Source organism: Bradyrhizobium sp. AUGA SZCCT0182, assembly GCF_018130185.1.
In the GTDB taxonomy this organism is placed as follows: Bacteria; Pseudomonadota; Alphaproteobacteria; order Rhizobiales; family Xanthobacteraceae; genus Bradyrhizobium.
Genome location: NZ_JAFCLY010000006.1, coordinates 120,483 through 138,363, shown reverse-complemented (window position 1 = coordinate 138,363; position 17,881 = coordinate 120,483). Strand labels below are relative to the sequence as shown.

The window sequence follows — 17,881 nt, the reverse complement described above, 5'->3', positions numbered from 1 at the left end:
TCGCGGGGTACCACGAGTCGTGGTGATGCGACGTGCGATGGCCCTCAGGCCGTCAGCGCCTGCTCCAGATCCGCGATCAGGTCTTCCTTGTCCTCGATGCCGATCGACAGCCGGACCACGTCGGGGGCGGCGCCCGATTTCACCTTGGCGGCGTCGTCGAGCTGGCTGTGCGTGGTCGAGGCCGGGTGGATCACCAGCGAGCGGGTGTCCCCGACATTGGCCAGATGCGAGAACAGTTTCAGGTTCGACACCAGGTTGACGCCGGCGTCATAACCGTCCTTGAGGCTGAAGGTGAACACCGCGCCGGCACCCTTCGGTGCGTATTTGCGCGCGAGGTTGTTGTACCTGTCGCTGGCGAGACCCGCATAGTTCACCGCGGCGACCTTGGGATGGCCGGCGAGAAATTCCGCGACGGCCTTGGCGTTCTCGCAATGCTTCTGCATGCGCAGCGGCAGCGTCTCGATGCCGGTGAGGATCATGAAGGCGTTGAACGGCGACAGCGCCGGGCCGAGGTCGCGCAGGCCGAGCACCCGGCAGGCGATCGCAAAGGCGAAATTGCCAAAAGTTTCCTGCAGCTTGATGCCGTGATACTCGGGGCGCGGCTCGCTCAGCATCGGATACTTGTTGTCCTTCGACCAGTCGAAGGTGCCGGCATCGACGATGATGCCGCCGAGCGAATTGCCGTGGCCGCCCAGAAATTTCGTCAGCGAATGGACGACGATGTCGGCGCCGTGGTCGATCGGGCGGATCAGGTAGGGGGTGGCAAGCGTGTTGTCGACGATCAATGGCACGCCGGCCTTGCGGGCGACGGCGGCGATCGCCTCGATATCGGTGATGCTGCCGGAGGGATTGGCGATCGACTCGATGAATATCGCCTTGGTGTGCGGCGTCACCGCGCGTTCGAAGCTTGCAATATCATCGGAATCCGCCCATGCGACGTTCCAGCCAAAGCTCTTGAATGCATGCGTGAACTGGTTGATCGATCCACCATAGAGTTTGCGCGCGGCAATGATCTCGTCGCCGGGCATCAGCAATTGCTGGAACACGACCACCTGGGCGGCGTGTCCGGACGCGACCGCAAGCGCGGCGGTGCCGCCTTCGAGCGCGGCGACGCGTTCTTCCAGCACGGCGTTGGTCGGATTGCCGATGCGGGTATAGATGTTGCCGAAGGCCTGCAGGCCGAACAGCGACGCAGCGTGATCGGCGTCGTTGAAAACAAAGGACGTGGTTTGATAGATCGGCGTCGCCCGCGCGCCGGTGGTCGGATCAGGCTGCGCGCCCGCATGCACGGCAAGGGTCGAAAATCCCGGGTGGCGATCGGTCATTCTATGCATCCTGTTTTTGGTTCGTCGAAAATGCGCGGCATGCTGATCGCAAGCCGCGTCCGCCGTCAAGGCGACCGTTTCACATATCGTGGATTAGGAACGGACGTGCTTCACGGGAGCCTGTAGCTAGGCGGCGCTCCGCGCCGTTGGCCACGTTTTCGAAACAATCGTTTCGCATCTGCGTTACGACAGAGCCTGGTCGGCTCTGTTTTTTGTTTTGACGCGTTTCCTGGCGCGAACCGGTGCCCATTTCGCTTGAAACGCTATGGCTCGCTCTTGTTTTTCGCGGCGCGGTCGGATGCAGCGGTTTCACCGCCGCCGACGCTCATCCGGTTCAGCGACAGACGCATGCCCTGCGTCGGGATCGGCGCGCGCTTGGAGCTGAGCGTTCGCGAATTGACGCCCATCCAGGAAATCTCTGATGACAGCCGCCCATATTCGATCTTCGGGCAGCGGTTCATCACGACCTGGATGCCGGCGGCTTCGGCTTTTTCCGCAGCGGCGTCGTCGCGCGCGCCGAGCTGCATCCAGATCACCTTCGGCAGCGGCGACAATTTCAGGGCTTCATCGACCACAGGCATGATGTGGCTGGAATTGCGGAAGATGTCGATCATGTCGATCGGGCGGTCGATATCCCCGAGCGAAGCGACGAAGGGTTTGCCGAGCAGGCTCTTGCCGACATGGCCGGGATTGACCGGGATCATGTCGTAGCCGCGCTGTGCCAGATATTTGAACGCGAAGTAACTCGGCCGCACGTTGACCGGCGAGGCGCCGACCATCGCGATCGATTTCACGCTGTTGAGGATCGCGCGGATGTAATTGTCGTCGTAGGCGTCGTGGTTCATTTATGATTCCCTGCGTCATTGCGAGAAGCGAAGCGACGAAGCAATCCATTCTTTCTTTGCTTGGTATCGATGGATTGCTTCGCTGCGCTCGCAATGACGGAAAAGCTATCTATCCTGCCATTTCGGCTCGCGTTTCTCGATGAAGGCGCCGATGCCTTCCTCGGCGTCGCGCGCCATCATGTTTTCGGTCATCACCTCTGCCGCGTAGCGATAGGCGTCGGCGAGGCTCATTTCGGCCTGGCGATAGAAGGCCTCCTTGCCGAGCTTGACGGTGTAGGCGGATTTCAGCGCAACCTTTTGCGCCAGTGCAATCGCCGCATCGCGTTCGGTGCCGGGTGGAACCACGCGATTGACGAGGCCGAGGTTTTGCGCCGTCGTGGCGTCCACCGGCTCGCCGGTGAGCAGCATTTCCATCGCCTGCTTGCGCGGCACGTTGCGCGACAGCGCCACCATCGGCGTCGAACAGAACAGCCCGATGTCGACGCCGGGCGTGGCGAAGCTTGCGGCTTCGGAGGCGACCGCCAGATCGCAGCTCGCGACCAGCTGGCAACCGGCGGCGGTGGCGACGCCCTGAACCGCGGCGACCACCGGCTTCGGCAATTGCACGATCGCCTGCATCATCGCGCTGCAGGCATTCATGATCTCTGCGAAATAGGCGCGGCCGCTATCGGCGTCGCTTCGGCGCGCGGTCAGTTCCTTCATGTCGTGGCCGGCCGAAAACGCCGGGCCGTTGGCGGCGATGACGAGTGCGCGCACATTCTTGTCGCCGTGAATGTCCTTCAGCGCCGCATGCAGTTCGGCGATCAAGCCCTCCGACAGGCTGTTGCGCGCCGCGGGCCGGTTCAAGGTAAGCACGGCGACGCTGCCGACCCGCTCGCGCAGCAGGATCGGCGATTGAGGGGCGGGCGCGCGGGCGGTCTGGGGCGACATCTCAAAAATTTCCGCTCAATGGTTTTCTTGGGTTTTGTTTGGGCTTTGATGACAACTTAATGTAACAGGCGATCTGAAGCGAGGGCAGGGGTCAGCATGGCGGCAGCGAAAATGAGCGTGGCTGAACTGGAGAAGTTCCTCCACGAGGAATTCCCGCAGGCGTTCAAAGGCGGCGATATCACCATCGAAAGCGCGGATGGCGAAACCTGCCTGCTGCGCCAGCGCTACAACGAGAACATGCTCCGCCCGGGCGGCACGGTGTCGGGCCCGACGCTGATGGCGATGGCCGATTTCGCAATGTATGTGGTGCTGCTGTCGGCGATCGGACCGGTTGGGCTCGCGGTGACCACCAATCTCAACATCAATTTCCTGCGCAAGGGCCAGCCTGGACAGGACGTGCTGGCCGCAGCGCGGCTGTTGAAGCTCGGCAAGCGGCTGGCGGTGGGGGAGGTCAATCTGCTGTCGGGCACGTCACCCGATCCGATCGCGCACGTGACGTCGACCTATTCCATTCCAAACAAATAGTCTTTTATACGGTAATATAACACCATATTTATAAGTGATTGTTTTTGCTATTATAATTCTTATCGTTTGGCATTGACGCACCGCGCGCGGTTCTCTAGAAACCGCGCAGTTCGGCGCAGCCTGCGCCGCAGTCCCCTTTCACGGATTTCCTCACATGAAAACCTTTTCGGCTAAGCCCGCCGAGGTGACGAAGAAGTGGGTGCTGATCGACGCCAAAGGTCTGGTGGTCGGACGGCTCGCTACCCTGGTCGCCATGCGTCTGCGCGGCAAACACCTGCCTACCTACACGCCCCACGTCGATTGCGGCGATCACGTCGTCATCATCAATGCGGCGCATGTCGTTCTGACCGGTCGCAAGCGCGACCAGAAGGTCTACTACAAGCACACCGGCTTCATCGGTGGCATCAAGGAACGCACCGCGAAGTCGATCCTCGAGGGTCGCTTCCCCGAGCGCGTCGTCGAGAAGGCCATCGAGCGCATGATCCCCCGCGGACCGCTCGGCCGCGTGCAGATGGGCAATCTGCGCGTTTACGCCGGCGCCGAACATCCGCATGAAGCCCAGCAGCCCGAGACGGTTGATATCGCTTCGATGAACCGCAAGAACATGAGGGCCGCATAAGATGTCCGATACCATGCAGTCGCTCGACCAGTTGTCGTCCCTGAAGACGGCTTCGCCCGACGCGCCGAAATACGTCAAGAAGGTCGACAAGTTCGGCCGAGCCTACGCCACCGGCAAGCGCAAGGACGCGGTCGCCCGCGTCTGGATCAAGCCGGGCGCCGGCAAGATCGTGGTCAATACCCGCGAAGTCGAAGTCTATTTCGCGCGTCCCGTTCTGCGCATGCTGATCCAGCAGCCGCTGGTCGCAGCTGCCCGTGCCGGCCAGTACGATGTCATCTGCACGGTCGCCGGCGGCGGTCTGTCGGGCCAGGCGGGTGCCGTGCGTCACGGCATCTCCAAGGCGCTGACCTGCTTCGAGCCGGATCTGCGCGGCGTGTTGAAGAAGGGCGGCTTCCTGACCCGCGACTCCCGTACCGTGGAGCGCAAGAAGTACGGCCGCGCCAAGGCGCGCAAGTCGTTCCAGTTCTCGAAGCGCTAATTGCTTCGCTAAAATTTGCAGCGATTGCTGCATTCAAAAACGAAGAAAAAGGGCGCTTTTCAGCGCCCTTTTTGTTGTGAGTTTAGAGATGAATTAACGCAGATTTTCACGAAAACTTTCGTGCGCGTACACACGAAATTGGAACCCGAGCGGCCTAGCGTGCCAGGACTGCGGGGGCGCAGCATCACATTTCCAAATACGCTCCCAGCATTGCATCACACTTTTACGGTGGGGCTCATGTCGTTCGATACGTCCACGCTATATCTGTTCGCAACCATGGTTGCGGGCATGCTCGGGGCCATGCTCATTTTCTTCGGCAAGCAGGAAAATGTCCCGGCGTTGAAGTGGTGGGGCACGGCCTATCTGCTCGGCGCGGCCTCGGTCGCGATCTGGACCGTCGGCGGCGCCGCACTTGGCGGACCGCTGACGCTGGCGTTGAACGCGGTCGGCTTCATCGCCTGCGGCATGGTCTGGAATGCCGCCCGTGTATTCCTCGGCCGCAAGCCCAATCTGCCGGGACTGGTGTTCGGCGCGATCGCCTGGGTCGGTGTATCCGTGGGCTTGCCGTGGCTGGATCCGGCGATGCGCCTGACCGCCGGTGCGGCCATCGTTGCGATCTACGCGGCGCTGACGGCCTCCGAATTGTGGAGCGAGCGGCGGCGCAGCATGCAGAAGCGCTGGCCGACCATTGCGGTGCCTGTCATGCACGGCTGCGTGCTGATGCTGCCGATCCTGCTCGGCGATCTGCTGCGTCCACACGACGAAACCTTCTACAGCAGCATCTGGGTGACGGCGTTTTCGATCGAGCTCGTGCTTTATGCGATCGGCACCGTGTTCGTCATCTTCATGCTGGTGTCGGATCGTGCCGTGACCGTGCACAAGACGGCAGCGTCGATCGATCCCTTGAGCGGCATGTTCAACCGCCGCGGCTTTGCCGAGGCCTGTGCGCGGGTGATCGAACGCGAGGCCAACGCCGGCCGGCCGGTGACGGTGATGATCTTCGACATCGACCATTTCAAGGGCATCAACGACCGTTTCGGTCATCCGGCGGGTGATGAAATCCTCAAACTGTTTGCCACCGTCGTGGTCAATAATCTGCGCATCAGCGATCTGTCAGGCCGCATTGGCGGCGAGGAGTTCGCCGCGCTGTTGCCGTGTGCGCTGGAAGAGGGTGTGCTGGTGGCCGAGCGCGTGCGTGAAGCGTTCGAGGCGTCCGGAATCGTGTGCGAGGAAGGGCCGGTCGATACCACCGTCAGCATCGGCGTGGCCGGCGGGCCGGCGGGCACCGAACTCGAGGTGCTGCTGGCGGCGGCCGACACCGCGCTCTATCAGGCCAAACGCAGCGGCCGCAATCGCGTCGAGGCCGCGGAAGAGCTGCCGCTGTCGCTGGAACACTGGCGGCGCAAGACCGCAGGCCTTCCGGCGCCGGCCCGTGCGCAGGTTGCCGCGACCTAGAGCTGATCGGTTTTGATTTGAGCAGAACCGAAGCTCCAGACTCTTGTTTGACGCGTTTTCTTGACGCGAACCGGTAGCCATCCCGCATCAAGTGCGGGACAGGCTTTCGCTTGAAAACGCGCTGCAGGAAAACGCGGCGGTAACCTCGCGTTTACCATTCTGTCCATATTATTTACTTATGGAGTCGATACGCTCGCGAAACCCCCAGGCTGCCCTGATGTCGCTCGAAGCGGCCGCAGTCTCCGCCCGTGGCGGCTTCGCCTGCATGTTCTCCAGCTCGGAAGAATTCGAGACGGCGCTCATAACCGAGCGCCGGGCGCAGGGCCGTTACGATCAGCGCAGAACGCGCTGGCCCGCCATCCTGTTCATCGGTTGCGCGATGATGGTTGTGGGCGCAGTGTTGCTGTTCAACTGAGGCTGACCTTCGGGATGCTGATGCCGGGCGCCGCGAGGCGCCTTTTTCTTTGCGCCGGGCTGGGTTAGAGCGTTTTCCAGCGAAGTGGATACCGGTTCGCGGCAAGAAAACGCGTCAAAACAAGAATCTAGAGCCCGTTCCGATTCCATCGGAACGGAAAAGGCTCTAGAGACGATTGTTCCCAGCAGAAGGCCTTCATCAATGATCACCGAAATCGCACAGATCGACGTCAAACCCGGCACCGAGAAGGATTTTGAGGCCGCGGTGGCCAAGGCGCGTCCGCTGTTCCTGCGCGCCAAGGGCGGCAAGGGGTTTGAGCTGCACAAGTCGATTGAGAAGCCGCAGCGCTATCGCCTGATGGCGCAATGGGAAACGCTGGAAAATCACACCGTCGACTTCCGCGGCTCGGAAGATTTTACGGCATGGCGCGGCCTGGTCGGGCAGTACTTTGCGGCGCCGCCCGAGGTCGAGCACACCGAGACGGTGCTGACCTCGGCGGGCTAGGCTTACGCCATCGTCCTTTCGGCCTTGAAATGGTCGATCATGACCTTGGCGATCGCCATCAGGGGGAGCGCCAGCGCCAGCCCCCAGATGCCGAACACGACGCCGAGCAGGATCTGGAACGCGAACAGCGTGGCGGGCGGAATATCCAGCGCCTGACGCTGGATGATCGGCGTCAGCACGTAGCTTTCCAGCGCGTGCACGCCGAGGAACAGGATGAACGCGCTCAACGCCGCGACCCATCCCGAAGCGAGGCTCGCGAGCACCACGATCAGTCCACCGAGGATCGCACCCACGGTTGGAATGAAGGCGAGCAGGCCGGCCTGGATGCCCAGGATGAACGAGCTGGGGATGCCGATGATGGCAAGTCCGACCCAGGTGACAAAGAACACCGCGGCCATGGTGATGATCTGCGCGATCAGCCAGCGCTCCAGCGTCCAGCCGATGCGGTCGATAATGATGGTGGCGCGGGCGCGGTGCTTGGCCGGCGCCATGAACAGCAGCCCGTTGCGGTAGACGCTCGGCTGCACGGCAAAGGCGAGGCCCAGAAACAGCACGATAAAGAAGTTTCCGACCGCGCTCACGGTGCCCAGGATCAGCTTCAGGCTCTGGCTGAAAATGGCGCCGCCGCTGGACGCGATGGTGCTGGCGCTGGGAAGGCTATGCGGCGTTGTTGGCGCCGCCGGCGCAGACGCATCCGAAGCCGCATTGAGGCTGCCGAAGTCGAAAAAGCTGGTATCGACCCCATTCCTGTCCAGGAAGGCTTTGAGGTCAACCAACTGCGACTTGATCGTGTCGCTCAACACCTTGGTCTGTTGCGCGATGGTGGCGCCGCCGAGAAAAAGAATACCCGACAGGAGCCCGGCCAACACCAGGCCCACGACGGTTAGCCGCAGCGAATGGGGAAGTTTGACCACACGGCCGAGCATATTGGCCATCGCGGTGAGGGCGACGCCGAGCAGCACGCCGGCAAAGATCAGGAACAGGGTCGCGGCGAAATACCAGGTGAACAGCAAGAGTGCCGTGAACAGCACGACGCCGATGCCTCCGACCGAGATCGCCCACGCCAGATCGTTGCGGGCCAAAAGACGATCGTCAGCCGGACCTGTCACGTTGATTCCTTCCTGCAGAATATCCTGCGCCAGTCTTTCGCGAAAATTCGCCCGGGATCAAGCGGCGAGGCACGCGCCGGTTTGACGCTGCCACGCCCGGTGTGCCAAGCGGTGCAGGCTAACTAAAGCGTTTTCCAGCGAAGTGGACGCCGGTTCGCGTCAAGAAAACGCGTCAAATCAAGAATCTGGAGCTCCGTTCCGATTCCATCGGAACGGAAAAGGCTCCAGCGACGTCGGCGAGGATGAGATGAATTTCAAATGGTTGGGGCCGGTTGCGCTGCTGGCGGCGATCTATATCGGCGACCAGATCAGGATCAACCGTCCCAGCCACAAATATCGCTTGACCGTCGAAGTCGAGACCCCCGATGGACGCAAATCGGCGAGCGGAGTTTTGGCGGTCCATCCGTATCGCGGCTACAGCGGCATCGGCCCAACCCGCACCGTGGGCGATGCCGTCTACGTCGACCTCGGCGGCGGCAAAAATCTGGTCGCGCTGCTGGCGCATATCGACAAGAAACTCGAACTCGAGGGCATCAATTACGTAGCCTTGCGCGCTTATACGGCCGCCGCCGGCGACGGCAAGCGCGTGTCGTTCAACGACATGAACCGCCAGACCGGCGTCGTGCCGGTAACGGGCGCGCTGATCCCGGTGCTTGTGACATTTGCCGATCCGGCCAACCCTGGGACCGCGCGCAACGTACAGCCTGACCAAGCGGAGGCGACGCTGGGGAAGGGATATCGCCTCCACGGGATATCAGCCGAGGCAGTGCCGAACGGGTTCTGGCCGCTCGATTTCGGCGGCGCGCTGGGCGAGCCGGTGACCCGCGCCATCCAGGCGAAACTGCCGTGGCTGAATGGCGCCGACAATTCCGCCGCGACCGCGCTTCGGGCGGCCGGTCTGCCCGGCGTCGAGGCTGTTGATGCCAGGGAAGCCTTTACCCGGAAGTAGCTGCCTTTGCCGCGCGTCAGGCCGCCCCCCACGAGCCAAAACGTGTGCCTTGCGCCTATTCTGACGCCGGCTTGCCGGCACGGCCTGGGATTCGCGCGGAGCTGCAAAGCAGAAGTGGGCAGCATATCATGTTGATCCGGCACGTTCTCGCAGGCATGATCGGCCAACATCATGGCTCAACCTAGAAGATCCTTGCGCAGGACGATGAAAGCAGAAATTTGGCGATGAGACGGCCCGTGGTCGGTGTGATCGGGAACGCCCATCGCATCGAAAATCGTTTCACAACCCAGATGGTCGGAGAGCGCAATCTCCGCGCTGTAGCCGACGTGTCGGGCGCACTGCCGCTGATGTTTGCGGGATCGCCGGAGATTACCGATATCGGCGCCTTGCTTGACGCCGTCGACGGGGTGGTGCTGACCGGCGCCCGTGCCAATGTCCATCCGACCCGTTTCAAGACCGAGCCGCATGAGAGGCACGAGCCCTACGATATTCACCGCGACGACGTCGCCCTTGCGCTGGCGGAGGCCTGCGTCGCCCGCGGCGTGCCGATCTTCGGTATCTGCCGCGGCTTGCAGGAAATGAACGTCGCCTTTGGCGGCTCGCTGCACCCGGAGATTCGCGAAATCCCCGGCCGGATGAATCACCGCATGCCGCGGCTGGAGAACGGCGAAATCCACCCCGATCCGTTGGTGATCTTTGCCGACCGGCATGACGTCCATCTCACCCCGGACGGCGCTTTTGCAAAGCTGCTCGGCTGCGAAACCATTCGCGTGAACTCGCTGCATGGGCAAGGCATTCTCGATCCCGGCGAGCGCGTCGTCATCGAGGGCGTGGCGGAAGACGGCACCATCGAAGCGATCCGGATTGCTGACGCACCGAGCTTTGCGCTCGGCGTGCAATGGCATGCGGAGTACGATCCGCAGCGCAATCCGATCAACCGTGCGCTGTTTGAGGCGTTCGGCGAGGCGCTGAAGGCGCATCAGCGGGCGAGCTAGCAGGCGGTTTCGAACGAACAGGCGGCCGAACAACGGTCGGGCGACAAAGGGGGAGGGTGCGATGCGGGACCGCCGATGGTCGAGACGTGACCTGCTCAAGGCGTCGACGGCTTCCGTTGCCGGCCTTTTATTCGCCGAGCCGGTCAAAGCCGCGGCGCCGCCGCCTTCCGAAGTGACGCCCGCGCTGATCGAGGCTGCCAAGAAAGAGGGCAAGGTGTCGTTCTATACGGCGCTTGAGCTCAACACCGCCGAGCGGATGGCGCGGACGTTCGAAGCCAAATATCCGGGCATCAGCGTCCGGGTGGAGCGTTCCGGCGCGGAGCGGATCTTCCAGCGCATCGCGCAGGAGCAGGGCAGCGGCATCAACGCCGTTGACGTCGCCAACTCGACGGACCCGGCGCATTATCTCGACTGGAAGAAGAACAACTGGCTCGCGGCCTACCTGCCGGCGGAGGTCGCCAAACATTTCCCGGCCGACCAGATCGACCCCGATGGCATGCACGCGACGTCCTGCGCCTGGCTGGAGGCGATCGGCTACAACACCAATCTCGTCAAGCGCGAGGAAGCGCCAAAGAGCTATGCCGATTTGCTCGACCCGAAATGGCAAGGCAAGATCGTCAAGGGCCATCCCGGCTACAGCGGCGCCATCTTGACGGCGACCTTCGTGCTGACGCGCGATCTCGGCTGGGTCTATCTGGAGAGACTCGCGCAGCAGAAGGTCATGCAGGTGCAGTCGGCCGCCGATCCACCGAAGAAGATCCTGCTCGGCGAGCGTGCCATCATGGCCGACGGCAACGACTACAATCTGGTGCTGGCCAAGGACCAGGGCAAACCGGTCGAGGTGGTCTACCCGACCGAGGGGGCGCCGTTAATCATCGTTCCCTCCGGAATCTTCCGCGGCGCGCCCAATCCCAACGCGGCAAGATTATTTCAGAACTTCTTTTTCAGCGCCGAAACCCAGCAGATGCTGGTCGACGTGTTCGCACACCGCTCGTTTCATGCGCAGGTGAAGGAGAAGGGCGAGCACATCCCGCTGGCGAATCTGAAATTGCTCAAGGCCGATCCCGCCGCCGTGCAAGCGCAAAGCGAGGAGATCAAGGCGCGTTACACCAGGATATTCGGGGTATAATTTGATTCGAAATATGCATTTCTCCGGGGTGCTGTCCGTAATTCTACGGAACCGAAAACGCGGGAGCGCGGCGCAGAACTCGGCTATGCATTGGGGTAGCTGAGGGCGCCGAACAACCGGCGCAAGGCGCCGGACCCGCATTCATACTCACACCATTGTCGTTATCATTTCCTGGGCGGTTTCTCTGGCGGTTTTCTTAGCGATTTTATTGGGCAGTTGGTCGTCATGACTTTGAGGAGCCGCCTTGCGTTCGCGATGGTGTTCCTGGTCGTGGGCACCATTTGCGCCCTTGCTGTGTTCGGTGATGGTTTCGGCCGCGCGACGCTGGTCGTCGGGGCGATCGCGATTTTGCTCGCGCTGGTGCTTGCGGCCGCCATCGCGGGCTCGCTGTCCCGACAGCTGACCCAAATGACCCGGGCGGTCGAAGGGCTGTCGCGCGGCAAGCCGGTTGCGATGCCTTCCGAAGGTAGCCGGGAGATGGCCCCGCTATCAGCGGCTTTCGCCGAATTGTCGGGCCAGCTCGGCGCCAGGCCAAACCTGGTGGAAAACACGGTCGAAAGCATCCGCGATTGCGTTGTCGTGGCCGACGAGAATGCGGTGGTCGTCGTTGCCAACGGCGCAGCCCGCCAGCTGCTGGGTGTGGACCGCGGCTTCGACAGCCTGACGGGGGTAAGAAAATTCGCCTGTTTCCTTTCGGACGGTACCACGCCGCTGCCGATCCCGGATTCGCCGCTGGCGCGGGCGCTGCGCGGGGAACATGTCGATGATTTCGAACTCATAGTGCAGTCCGAAGGATCCAGCGCAAAAGCCTACATCGTCGCCAACGCCCGGCCGTTGCGCGACGAACGCGGCAGGCTTTCCGGGGCGGTGACCGTGCTCCGCGACGTCACCGAACAAAGGCGCGCCCTGCAGGCTCTGGTCGACAGCGAACAGATGGCGCAGACCATCGTGAGCACCGCGCTCGACGCCTTCGTCCAGACCGACGAGAACGGATTCGTTCTCGAATGGAGTCCGCAGGCCGAAGCTTTGACCGGATGGACGCGGGCAGAAACCGTTGGTGCGAAGCTGGTCGAGCTGGTGTTTCCCGAACCGCTTCGTGCGGGGCACCGGCAGCGGATCGCCCAATTCCTGCGCGAGACCGCCGGTGGCGCCATGGGCATGCGCTATGAGGCGCCGGCGCTGCACCGGGACGGTCACGAATTTTTCGTCGAAGTGTCGCTCACGGCGCTGCGCCGCGGCGACGGTTACATCATCAACTCCTTTGTCAGGGACGTCACCCAGCGGCGCCTTGCCGAGGAGCGACTGATTCAGGCGCAAAAGATGGATACGGTCGGGCAACTGACCGGTGGCATTGCCCATGACTTCAACAACATGCTTACGGTGATCACAGGCACGATCGAAATTCTGGCCGATGGCGTCAAGGACGTTCCGCACCTGGCTTCGATCACCAAACTGATCAGCGACGCCGCCGACCGCGGTGCAAACCTCACCGCCAGCCTGCTGGCGTTCGCGCGCAAGCAGCCGTTGCAGCCGGCCGAGATCGACGTCAATGATCTCATTCGCGAGGCCGTTCGATTGCTCGCGCCAACCGTCGGCAAGAATATCGAAATCGAGGCCGCCTTGAACGACGACGCGTGGCCGGCATTCGTCGATCGTAGCCAACTCTCCTCCGCGGTCGTCAATCTCGCGATCAATGCCCGGGACGCGATGGCAGATGGCGGAAAGCTGACCATTGCGACCGGCAATATCACCCTGGGCGTGCCGGAGGCCGTGGCCCGCGGCGTCGAACGCGCCGGCGATTACGTCGTGGTCGAAGTGAGTGACACCGGCACCGGAATTCCGCAGCCCATTCTCGACAAGATATTTGAACCGTTCTTTTCCACCAAGGAGGTTGGCCAGGGAACAGGGCTCGGGCTCAGCATGGTGTTTGGCTTCGCCAAGCAGTCGGGCGGAAGCGTCGACGTGCGCAGCGAGGAGGGAAGCGGCACGACGTTCACGATCTATCTGCCCAAAGCCGACACCAGCGCGCTTCAACCGTCGACACAAGACGAGGATTCGCCGGTGCAGGGCGGCAGCGAAACGCTCCTGTGCGTCGAGGACGACCGCAAGATCCGCGACTATGTGACGATGCAGCTCGAGAGCCTCGGCTACAAGGTGATCGTGGCCTCGAATGCCGACGAGGCCCTCGCCATCGTCAATCGGGGCGCCGCGTTCGATCTGCTGTTCACCGACGTCGTGATGCCCGGCAGCATGAACGGCAGGCAACTGGCTGAAACGCTGATGGCCGGGCGTCCGTCGCTCCGGGTGCTCTTCACCTCCGGCTACAGCGACGGCGCGCTGCCGCTGAAAAACCGCGCGGGCCACGGGATTCCGCTTTTGACCAAGCCGTATCGGCGCGCGGAGCTGGCGCGAACGTTGCGCCGTTGTCTTGATATTGCGGTCGATCCGGCCGGCGATCCGATACCAACGCCTTATTCCGTGCAGCCGGAGCTGGAGCGTTTCCTGCGCAAGTATCCGCCGAAGGAAAGATAGAATTTATTCGAGGTGTCGCGGAGAGGCGTCGCGCAAACAAGTTTCACTTCGGACAACGAAGGCTTTCACATCAAACTGTGAGTTAGATCACACAAGATGTGCAATTTCTAGTTTTCCTGTTGTCGGGGTACCCGGATGATAGCTTCGAATTTAATGCTGGATAGGACCGTACCGATGCGCACCGTTAGAGCAGCCACCTTCGTCGTCACTTCAATTTGGCTTCTCATTCAGCCGGCACTTGCTGAGAATCGGATCGCGCTCGTCATCGGGAACGGCTCCTACGAAAAGGTACCGGAGCTACCTAACCCGCCTCGTGACGCAGCCGACATTGCGCGTGCCCTTGAGCGATTGAATTTCAAGGTCACGCAAACAAAAAACGCGACCGCGCACGAAATGCGTAAAGCCATCGTCGATTTCGGCCGCGCTGCCGAAGGGGCGGAAATGGCCGTCGTATTCTATGCCGGACACGGCATGGAGGTGGGTGGCGAAAATTGGCTGATTCCGGTCAATGCCGAACTGCGTAGCGACGCCGACATCGAGAGCGAGGCCGTCAGTCTGCGCTCGATTAGTCTCCAGGTTTCAAAGGCGCGGCAGCTGGGTCTCGTCATTCTTGATGCATGTCGAAATAATCCCTTTGCTGCAAAGATGAAGCGCTCGCTCAGCACCCGGGCGGTGGCTCGCGGGTTGGCTCCGACAGAACCCTCCGACAACGTGCTGATTGCATATGCCGCTCGGGATGGCACCACAGCCAGCGACGGCGAAGGCCGTAACAGCCCATTCACGGCGGCCCTGCTTCGCAATATCGAAACTCCGGGTCTTGAAATATCGTTCTTGTTCCGGAACGTGCGTGACGAGGTCATGGCGGCAACTAAGAGAGAGCAGCAGCCCTTCGTGTATGGTTCGCTTTCGAAGGAAGCGATCTATCTCAAGCCGATGGCTACGTTGCAGGCACCCATGGTGGCTCCGACGACGGTCGCCAAGCTTGCTACAAAACCAGAAGAAGCGAAGGAAAAAGCCAATTCGCGTGAAAATGGAACAGGCAGCTTGTCATCAGGACTGCGCAATGTGTTTTCAACAGAAGACGCGCAGCGGGTTGCTGCGACAGGAGCAGACCAAAAACTGAAGATGCCACCCTTTGCTATGGGGCAAACCAAGAGCGACGTTCCAGATCGTTATCTGCAGTTCGTAGGTATATGGTCAAACAAAGATGGCTTCGGCAAAGGGACTGGCCGTCATGTGATGTTGATTGTGACGGAAGTTACTTCGGACGGCATTGCTCTTGGGTACTATCTTTGGGGGCCACCCAAAAAGCTTTCCTGGCAGAAGGAGACGCCCGCTGGCTACGTTGACTTTGCCTCGAAGATCAACAACGGCAAACTAGAGTTCAAGAGTGGCGACGTGCCAATGGATGCCAAGGTTTCGGGCTCGACGATGACTTTTCATTCGCTCAACCCAAGTCCGCAGCAAGGCCAATCGAAAACGGCCACTATCAAGCTCAGCCCGCTGTGGCGACTGTCTTCGCAAAATGGTCCAGTGCCCAAACAGAAGTCGCCAGAGCGGCGATCTACGATATCAGAGCCCACGATCAAGCCGAAAACCCTGGGCCCGAAGGTTGCGCTAGAGAGCGATACGCGACAGGGCAAGGTCGCCGCCCAGTCTATGGAAGATCGCTATCGGGCATGTCGAAAGCTGGTTAAGGGGTTTGCCCAGCGGGAAGCGTGCGCGCGCAATGGGGGCATATAAGTTTCAGCCCGTAAGGCGAATGAACTAACCCATCCTGCATAACAAAAGGCGCCCCGTTGGGAGCGCCTTTCGCATTTCTCGAGCCGTGAGGTCGGTGGAAAATCCCACCAACCTTACAGCGAATAGTACATGTCGAATTCGACCGGATGCGGGGTCATCTCGAAGCGCTCGACTTCGGTCATCTTCAGCTCGATGTAGCTGTCGATGAAGTCGTCGTCGAACACGCCGCCGTTCTTGAGGAACGCGCGGTCCTTGTCGAGGTTTTCCAGGGCCTCGCGCAAGCTGCCGCACACCGTCGGGATCTGCTTCAGTTCTTCCTTCGGCAGATCGTAGAGGTCCTTGTCCATCGCCGGACCCGGATCGATCTTGTTCTTGATGCCGTCGAGGCCGGCCATCAGCATCGCAGCGAAGCCGAGATACGGGTTGGCCATCGGGTCGGGGAAGCGGACCTCGACGCGCTTGGCCTTCGGGTTGGCGGTGTAGGGGATACGGCAGGAGGCCGAACGGTTGCGCGCGGAATAGGCGAGCAGCACGGGGGCTTCATAGCCCGGGACCAGACGCTTGTAGGAGTTGGTCGACGGGTTGGTGAAGGCGTTGATCGCCTTGGCGTGCTTGATGATGCCGCCGATGTAGTGAAGGCAGGTCTCGGAGAGGTCGGCGTATTTGTTGCCGGCGAACACCGGCTTGCCGTCCTTCCAGATCGACTGGTGGACATGCATGCCCGAGCCGTTGTCGCCATAGATAGGCTTCGGCATGAAGGTGGCGGTCTTGCCGTAGATGTGCGCGACCTGATGGATGCAATATTTGTAGATCTGCATGTGGTCGGCCATCAGCGTCAGCGTGTCGAACTTCATGCCGAGCTCGTGCTGGGCGGAAGCGACTTCATGGTGATGCTTTTCGACCTTGACGCCCATCTTGGCCATCGCGCCGAGCATTTCCGAGCGCATGTCCTGCACCGAGTCCTGCGGCGGCACCGGGAAGTAGCCGCCCTTGGTGCGGATGCGGTGACCGAGATTGCCGCCTTCATATTCGGTGTCCGAATTGGTCGGAAATTCCGAGGAGTCGAGCTTGAAGCCGGTGTTGTAGGGCAGGGACGAAAAGCGCACGTCGTCGAATACGAAGAACTCGGCTTCCGGTCCGACGAACACGGTGTCGCCGATGCCCATCGACTTGACCATCGCCTCGGCCTTCTTGGCCATGCCGCGCGGGTCGCGGTTGTAGGGCTCGCCGGTGGTCGGCTCGAGCACGTCGCAGGTGATGACCATGGTGGTTTCGGCGAAGAACGGGTCGATCGTCGCGGTGACCGGATCGGGCATCAGGCACATGTCGGATTCGTTGATCGCCTTCCAGCCGGCAATCGACGAGCCGTCGAACATGGTGCCTTCGGCAAAGATTTCCTCGTCGATCATGCCGATGTCGAAAGTCACGTGCTGCCACTTGCCGCGCGGGTCGGTGAAGCGCAGGTCGACGTATTTTACGTCGTTGTCCTTGATCGATTTCAGGACGTCTTTGGCGGTCTTCATGAATACCCCTTTTGGTTTCCAGGACTCTGCGACAACGACATTTTCGCAAACAACACGCACACACAGACAGAGTGGTGAGATATCGCAAACGAAATCAGGCCGCCGAAGCAGCCCTTTTCTTGTTTTTCAGTCGCAAAATGCGGGATAGCACCCGGCTTAGATAGCGTCCAGCCCGGATTCTCCGGTTCTGATCCGGATCGCTTCTTCGATGTTGGAGACGAAGATTTTGCCGTCGCCGATGCGGCCGGTCTGGGCGGCGCGGCGGATCGCGTCGATGGCTTTCTCGACCAGTTCGTCTGATATCACGATCTCGATTTTGACCTTGGGCAGGAAGTCCACGATGTATTCCGCACCGCGATACAGTTCGGCGTGGCCCTTTTGCCGGCCGAAACCCTTGGCCTCGGTCACGGTGATGCCCTGCAGTCCGACCTCCTGAAGCGCCTCCTTCACCTCGTCGAGCTTGAACGGCTTGATGATGGCTTCGATTTTTTTCACTGAGCGCCTCCCGGGCATTACAAATTGCAGAGCAGATAGTTTCGATGTCGCGCGTGGCGCCGTCTGGTCGTTGATCCCTGATCAGGCCTCTAAACGCTCGCAATTGCCGCGAACGACGAAGGTCCTGAACCGGCTTCCTTACCGGCTTCCCCAAAAGCAGGGTCTATGCCAAGTTGTTAACGGGCCTGATTTTGGAATGTTATCAGACTTTTAACAGGCAATCGGCAGAGGTCGAACCGGACGCTGCATGATACCCAAGCCTAGCAAATAGGCAAACCGATCAATTGGTATGCAGCTATTGGAAAATTGG

17 protein-coding genes are annotated in these 17,881 nt (G+C 61.1%); 11 read left to right on the top strand and 6 right to left on the bottom strand.

Annotated elements, in window-relative coordinates; translation table 11 throughout:
* Window positions 1-44: 44 nt before the first annotated feature.
* From JQ611_RS09345 to JQ611_RS09335, 3 genes are all read right to left on the bottom strand, one after another.
* A complete protein-coding gene (locus JQ611_RS09345) occupies window positions 45-1,325 on the bottom strand; it encodes an O-acetylhomoserine aminocarboxypropyltransferase (protein WP_192733486.1) in 1,281 nt (426 codons plus the stop codon).
* Between the two features lie 263 nt (window positions 1,326-1,588).
* On the bottom strand, window positions 1,589-2,170 hold the full coding sequence (locus JQ611_RS09340) for a CoA-binding protein (protein WP_212413940.1): 582 nt from the start codon (window positions 2,168-2,170) through the stop codon (window positions 1,589-1,591).
* A gap of 105 nt (window positions 2,171-2,275) precedes the next feature.
* Complete coding sequence (locus JQ611_RS09335; RefSeq protein ID WP_212263571.1) at window positions 2,276-3,100, bottom strand: enoyl-CoA hydratase; 825 nt, start codon at window positions 3,098-3,100, stop codon at window positions 2,276-2,278.
* Between the two features lie 96 nt (window positions 3,101-3,196).
* Here JQ611_RS09335 and JQ611_RS09330 point away from each other — a divergent pair, with 96 nt between their 5' ends.
* The 6 genes from JQ611_RS09330 (at window position 3,197) to JQ611_RS09305 (ending at window position 7,096) form a co-directional block, all read left to right on the top strand.
* Window positions 3,197-3,625 carry a PaaI family thioesterase gene (locus tag JQ611_RS09330; protein ID WP_212263570.1) on the top strand — a complete coding sequence of 143 codons (429 nt, stop codon included), beginning with the start codon at window positions 3,197-3,199 and terminating at the stop codon, window positions 3,623-3,625.
* A 154-nt stretch (window positions 3,626-3,779) separates the two neighbouring features.
* A complete protein-coding gene (gene rplM / locus JQ611_RS09325; RefSeq protein WP_212388940.1) occupies window positions 3,780-4,244 on the top strand; it encodes a 50S ribosomal protein L13 in 465 nt (154 codons plus the stop codon).
* A 1-nt stretch (window position 4,245) separates the two neighbouring features.
* Window positions 4,246-4,722 carry a 30S ribosomal protein S9 gene (gene rpsI / locus JQ611_RS09320; RefSeq protein ID WP_212263568.1) on the top strand — a complete coding sequence of 159 codons (477 nt, stop codon included), beginning with the start codon at window positions 4,246-4,248 and terminating at the stop codon, window positions 4,720-4,722.
* 237 nt (window positions 4,723-4,959) lie between these two features.
* Entirely contained in the window at window positions 4,960-6,177 is a 1,218-nt protein-coding gene (locus tag JQ611_RS09315; protein WP_212263567.1) for a GGDEF domain-containing protein, read from the top strand.
* 178 nt (window positions 6,178-6,355) lie between these two features.
* Window positions 6,356-6,592 carry a hypothetical protein gene (locus JQ611_RS09310; RefSeq protein WP_192733479.1) on the top strand — a complete coding sequence of 79 codons (237 nt, stop codon included), beginning with the start codon at window positions 6,356-6,358 and terminating at the stop codon, window positions 6,590-6,592.
* 201 nt (window positions 6,593-6,793) lie between these two features.
* On the top strand, window positions 6,794-7,096 hold the full coding sequence (locus JQ611_RS09305) for an antibiotic biosynthesis monooxygenase (RefSeq protein WP_192733478.1): 303 nt from the start codon (window positions 6,794-6,796) through the stop codon (window positions 7,094-7,096).
* A 2-nt stretch (window positions 7,097-7,098) separates the two neighbouring features.
* Here JQ611_RS09305 and JQ611_RS09300 read toward each other — a convergent pair whose 3' ends face one another.
* Window positions 7,099-8,205 (bottom strand): AI-2E family transporter, encoded by a 1,107-nt coding sequence (locus tag JQ611_RS09300; RefSeq protein WP_212413945.1) that lies wholly within the window; start codon window positions 8,203-8,205, stop codon window positions 7,099-7,101.
* 247 nt (window positions 8,206-8,452) lie between these two features.
* Between JQ611_RS09300 and JQ611_RS09295 the strand changes: the two genes are divergently transcribed.
* The 5 genes from JQ611_RS09295 to JQ611_RS09275 all read left to right on the top strand — a co-directional run bounded on the left by JQ611_RS09295 (window position 8,453) and on the right by JQ611_RS09275 (window position 15,553).
* A complete protein-coding gene (locus JQ611_RS09295; RefSeq protein WP_212465276.1) occupies window positions 8,453-9,154 on the top strand; it encodes a hypothetical protein in 702 nt (233 codons plus the stop codon).
* Window positions 9,155-9,378: 224 nt separating this feature from the next.
* On the top strand, window positions 9,379-10,149 hold the full coding sequence (locus JQ611_RS09290; RefSeq protein WP_212263564.1) for a gamma-glutamyl-gamma-aminobutyrate hydrolase family protein: 771 nt from the start codon (window positions 9,379-9,381) through the stop codon (window positions 10,147-10,149).
* A gap of 61 nt (window positions 10,150-10,210) precedes the next feature.
* Window positions 10,211-11,278: an extracellular solute-binding protein gene (locus JQ611_RS09285; RefSeq protein ID WP_212465275.1), complete on the top strand. Its 1,068-nt coding sequence runs from the start codon at window positions 10,211-10,213 to the stop codon at window positions 11,276-11,278.
* 225 nt (window positions 11,279-11,503) lie between these two features.
* Complete coding sequence (locus JQ611_RS09280) at window positions 11,504-13,810, top strand: PAS domain S-box protein (RefSeq protein WP_212465274.1); 2,307 nt, start codon at window positions 11,504-11,506, stop codon at window positions 13,808-13,810.
* A 174-nt stretch (window positions 13,811-13,984) separates the two neighbouring features.
* On the top strand, window positions 13,985-15,553 hold the full coding sequence (locus tag JQ611_RS09275; RefSeq protein WP_212465273.1) for a caspase family protein: 1,569 nt from the start codon (window positions 13,985-13,987) through the stop codon (window positions 15,551-15,553).
* Window positions 15,554-15,666: 113 nt separating this feature from the next.
* On the opposite strand, the gene glnA is transcribed toward JQ611_RS09275, so the two are convergent.
* Both glnA and JQ611_RS09265 read right to left on the bottom strand, forming a co-directional pair.
* Entirely contained in the window at window positions 15,667-17,076 is a 1,410-nt protein-coding gene (gene glnA, locus JQ611_RS09270; protein WP_212263561.1) for a type I glutamate--ammonia ligase, read from the bottom strand.
* Between the two features lie 156 nt (window positions 17,077-17,232).
* The gene (locus JQ611_RS09265; protein ID WP_027537227.1) at window positions 17,233-17,571 is read right to left on the bottom strand and encodes a P-II family nitrogen regulator; all 339 of its coding nucleotides are present in this window, start codon (window positions 17,569-17,571) and stop codon (window positions 17,233-17,235) included.
* Window positions 17,572-17,881: the final 310 nt, after the last annotated feature.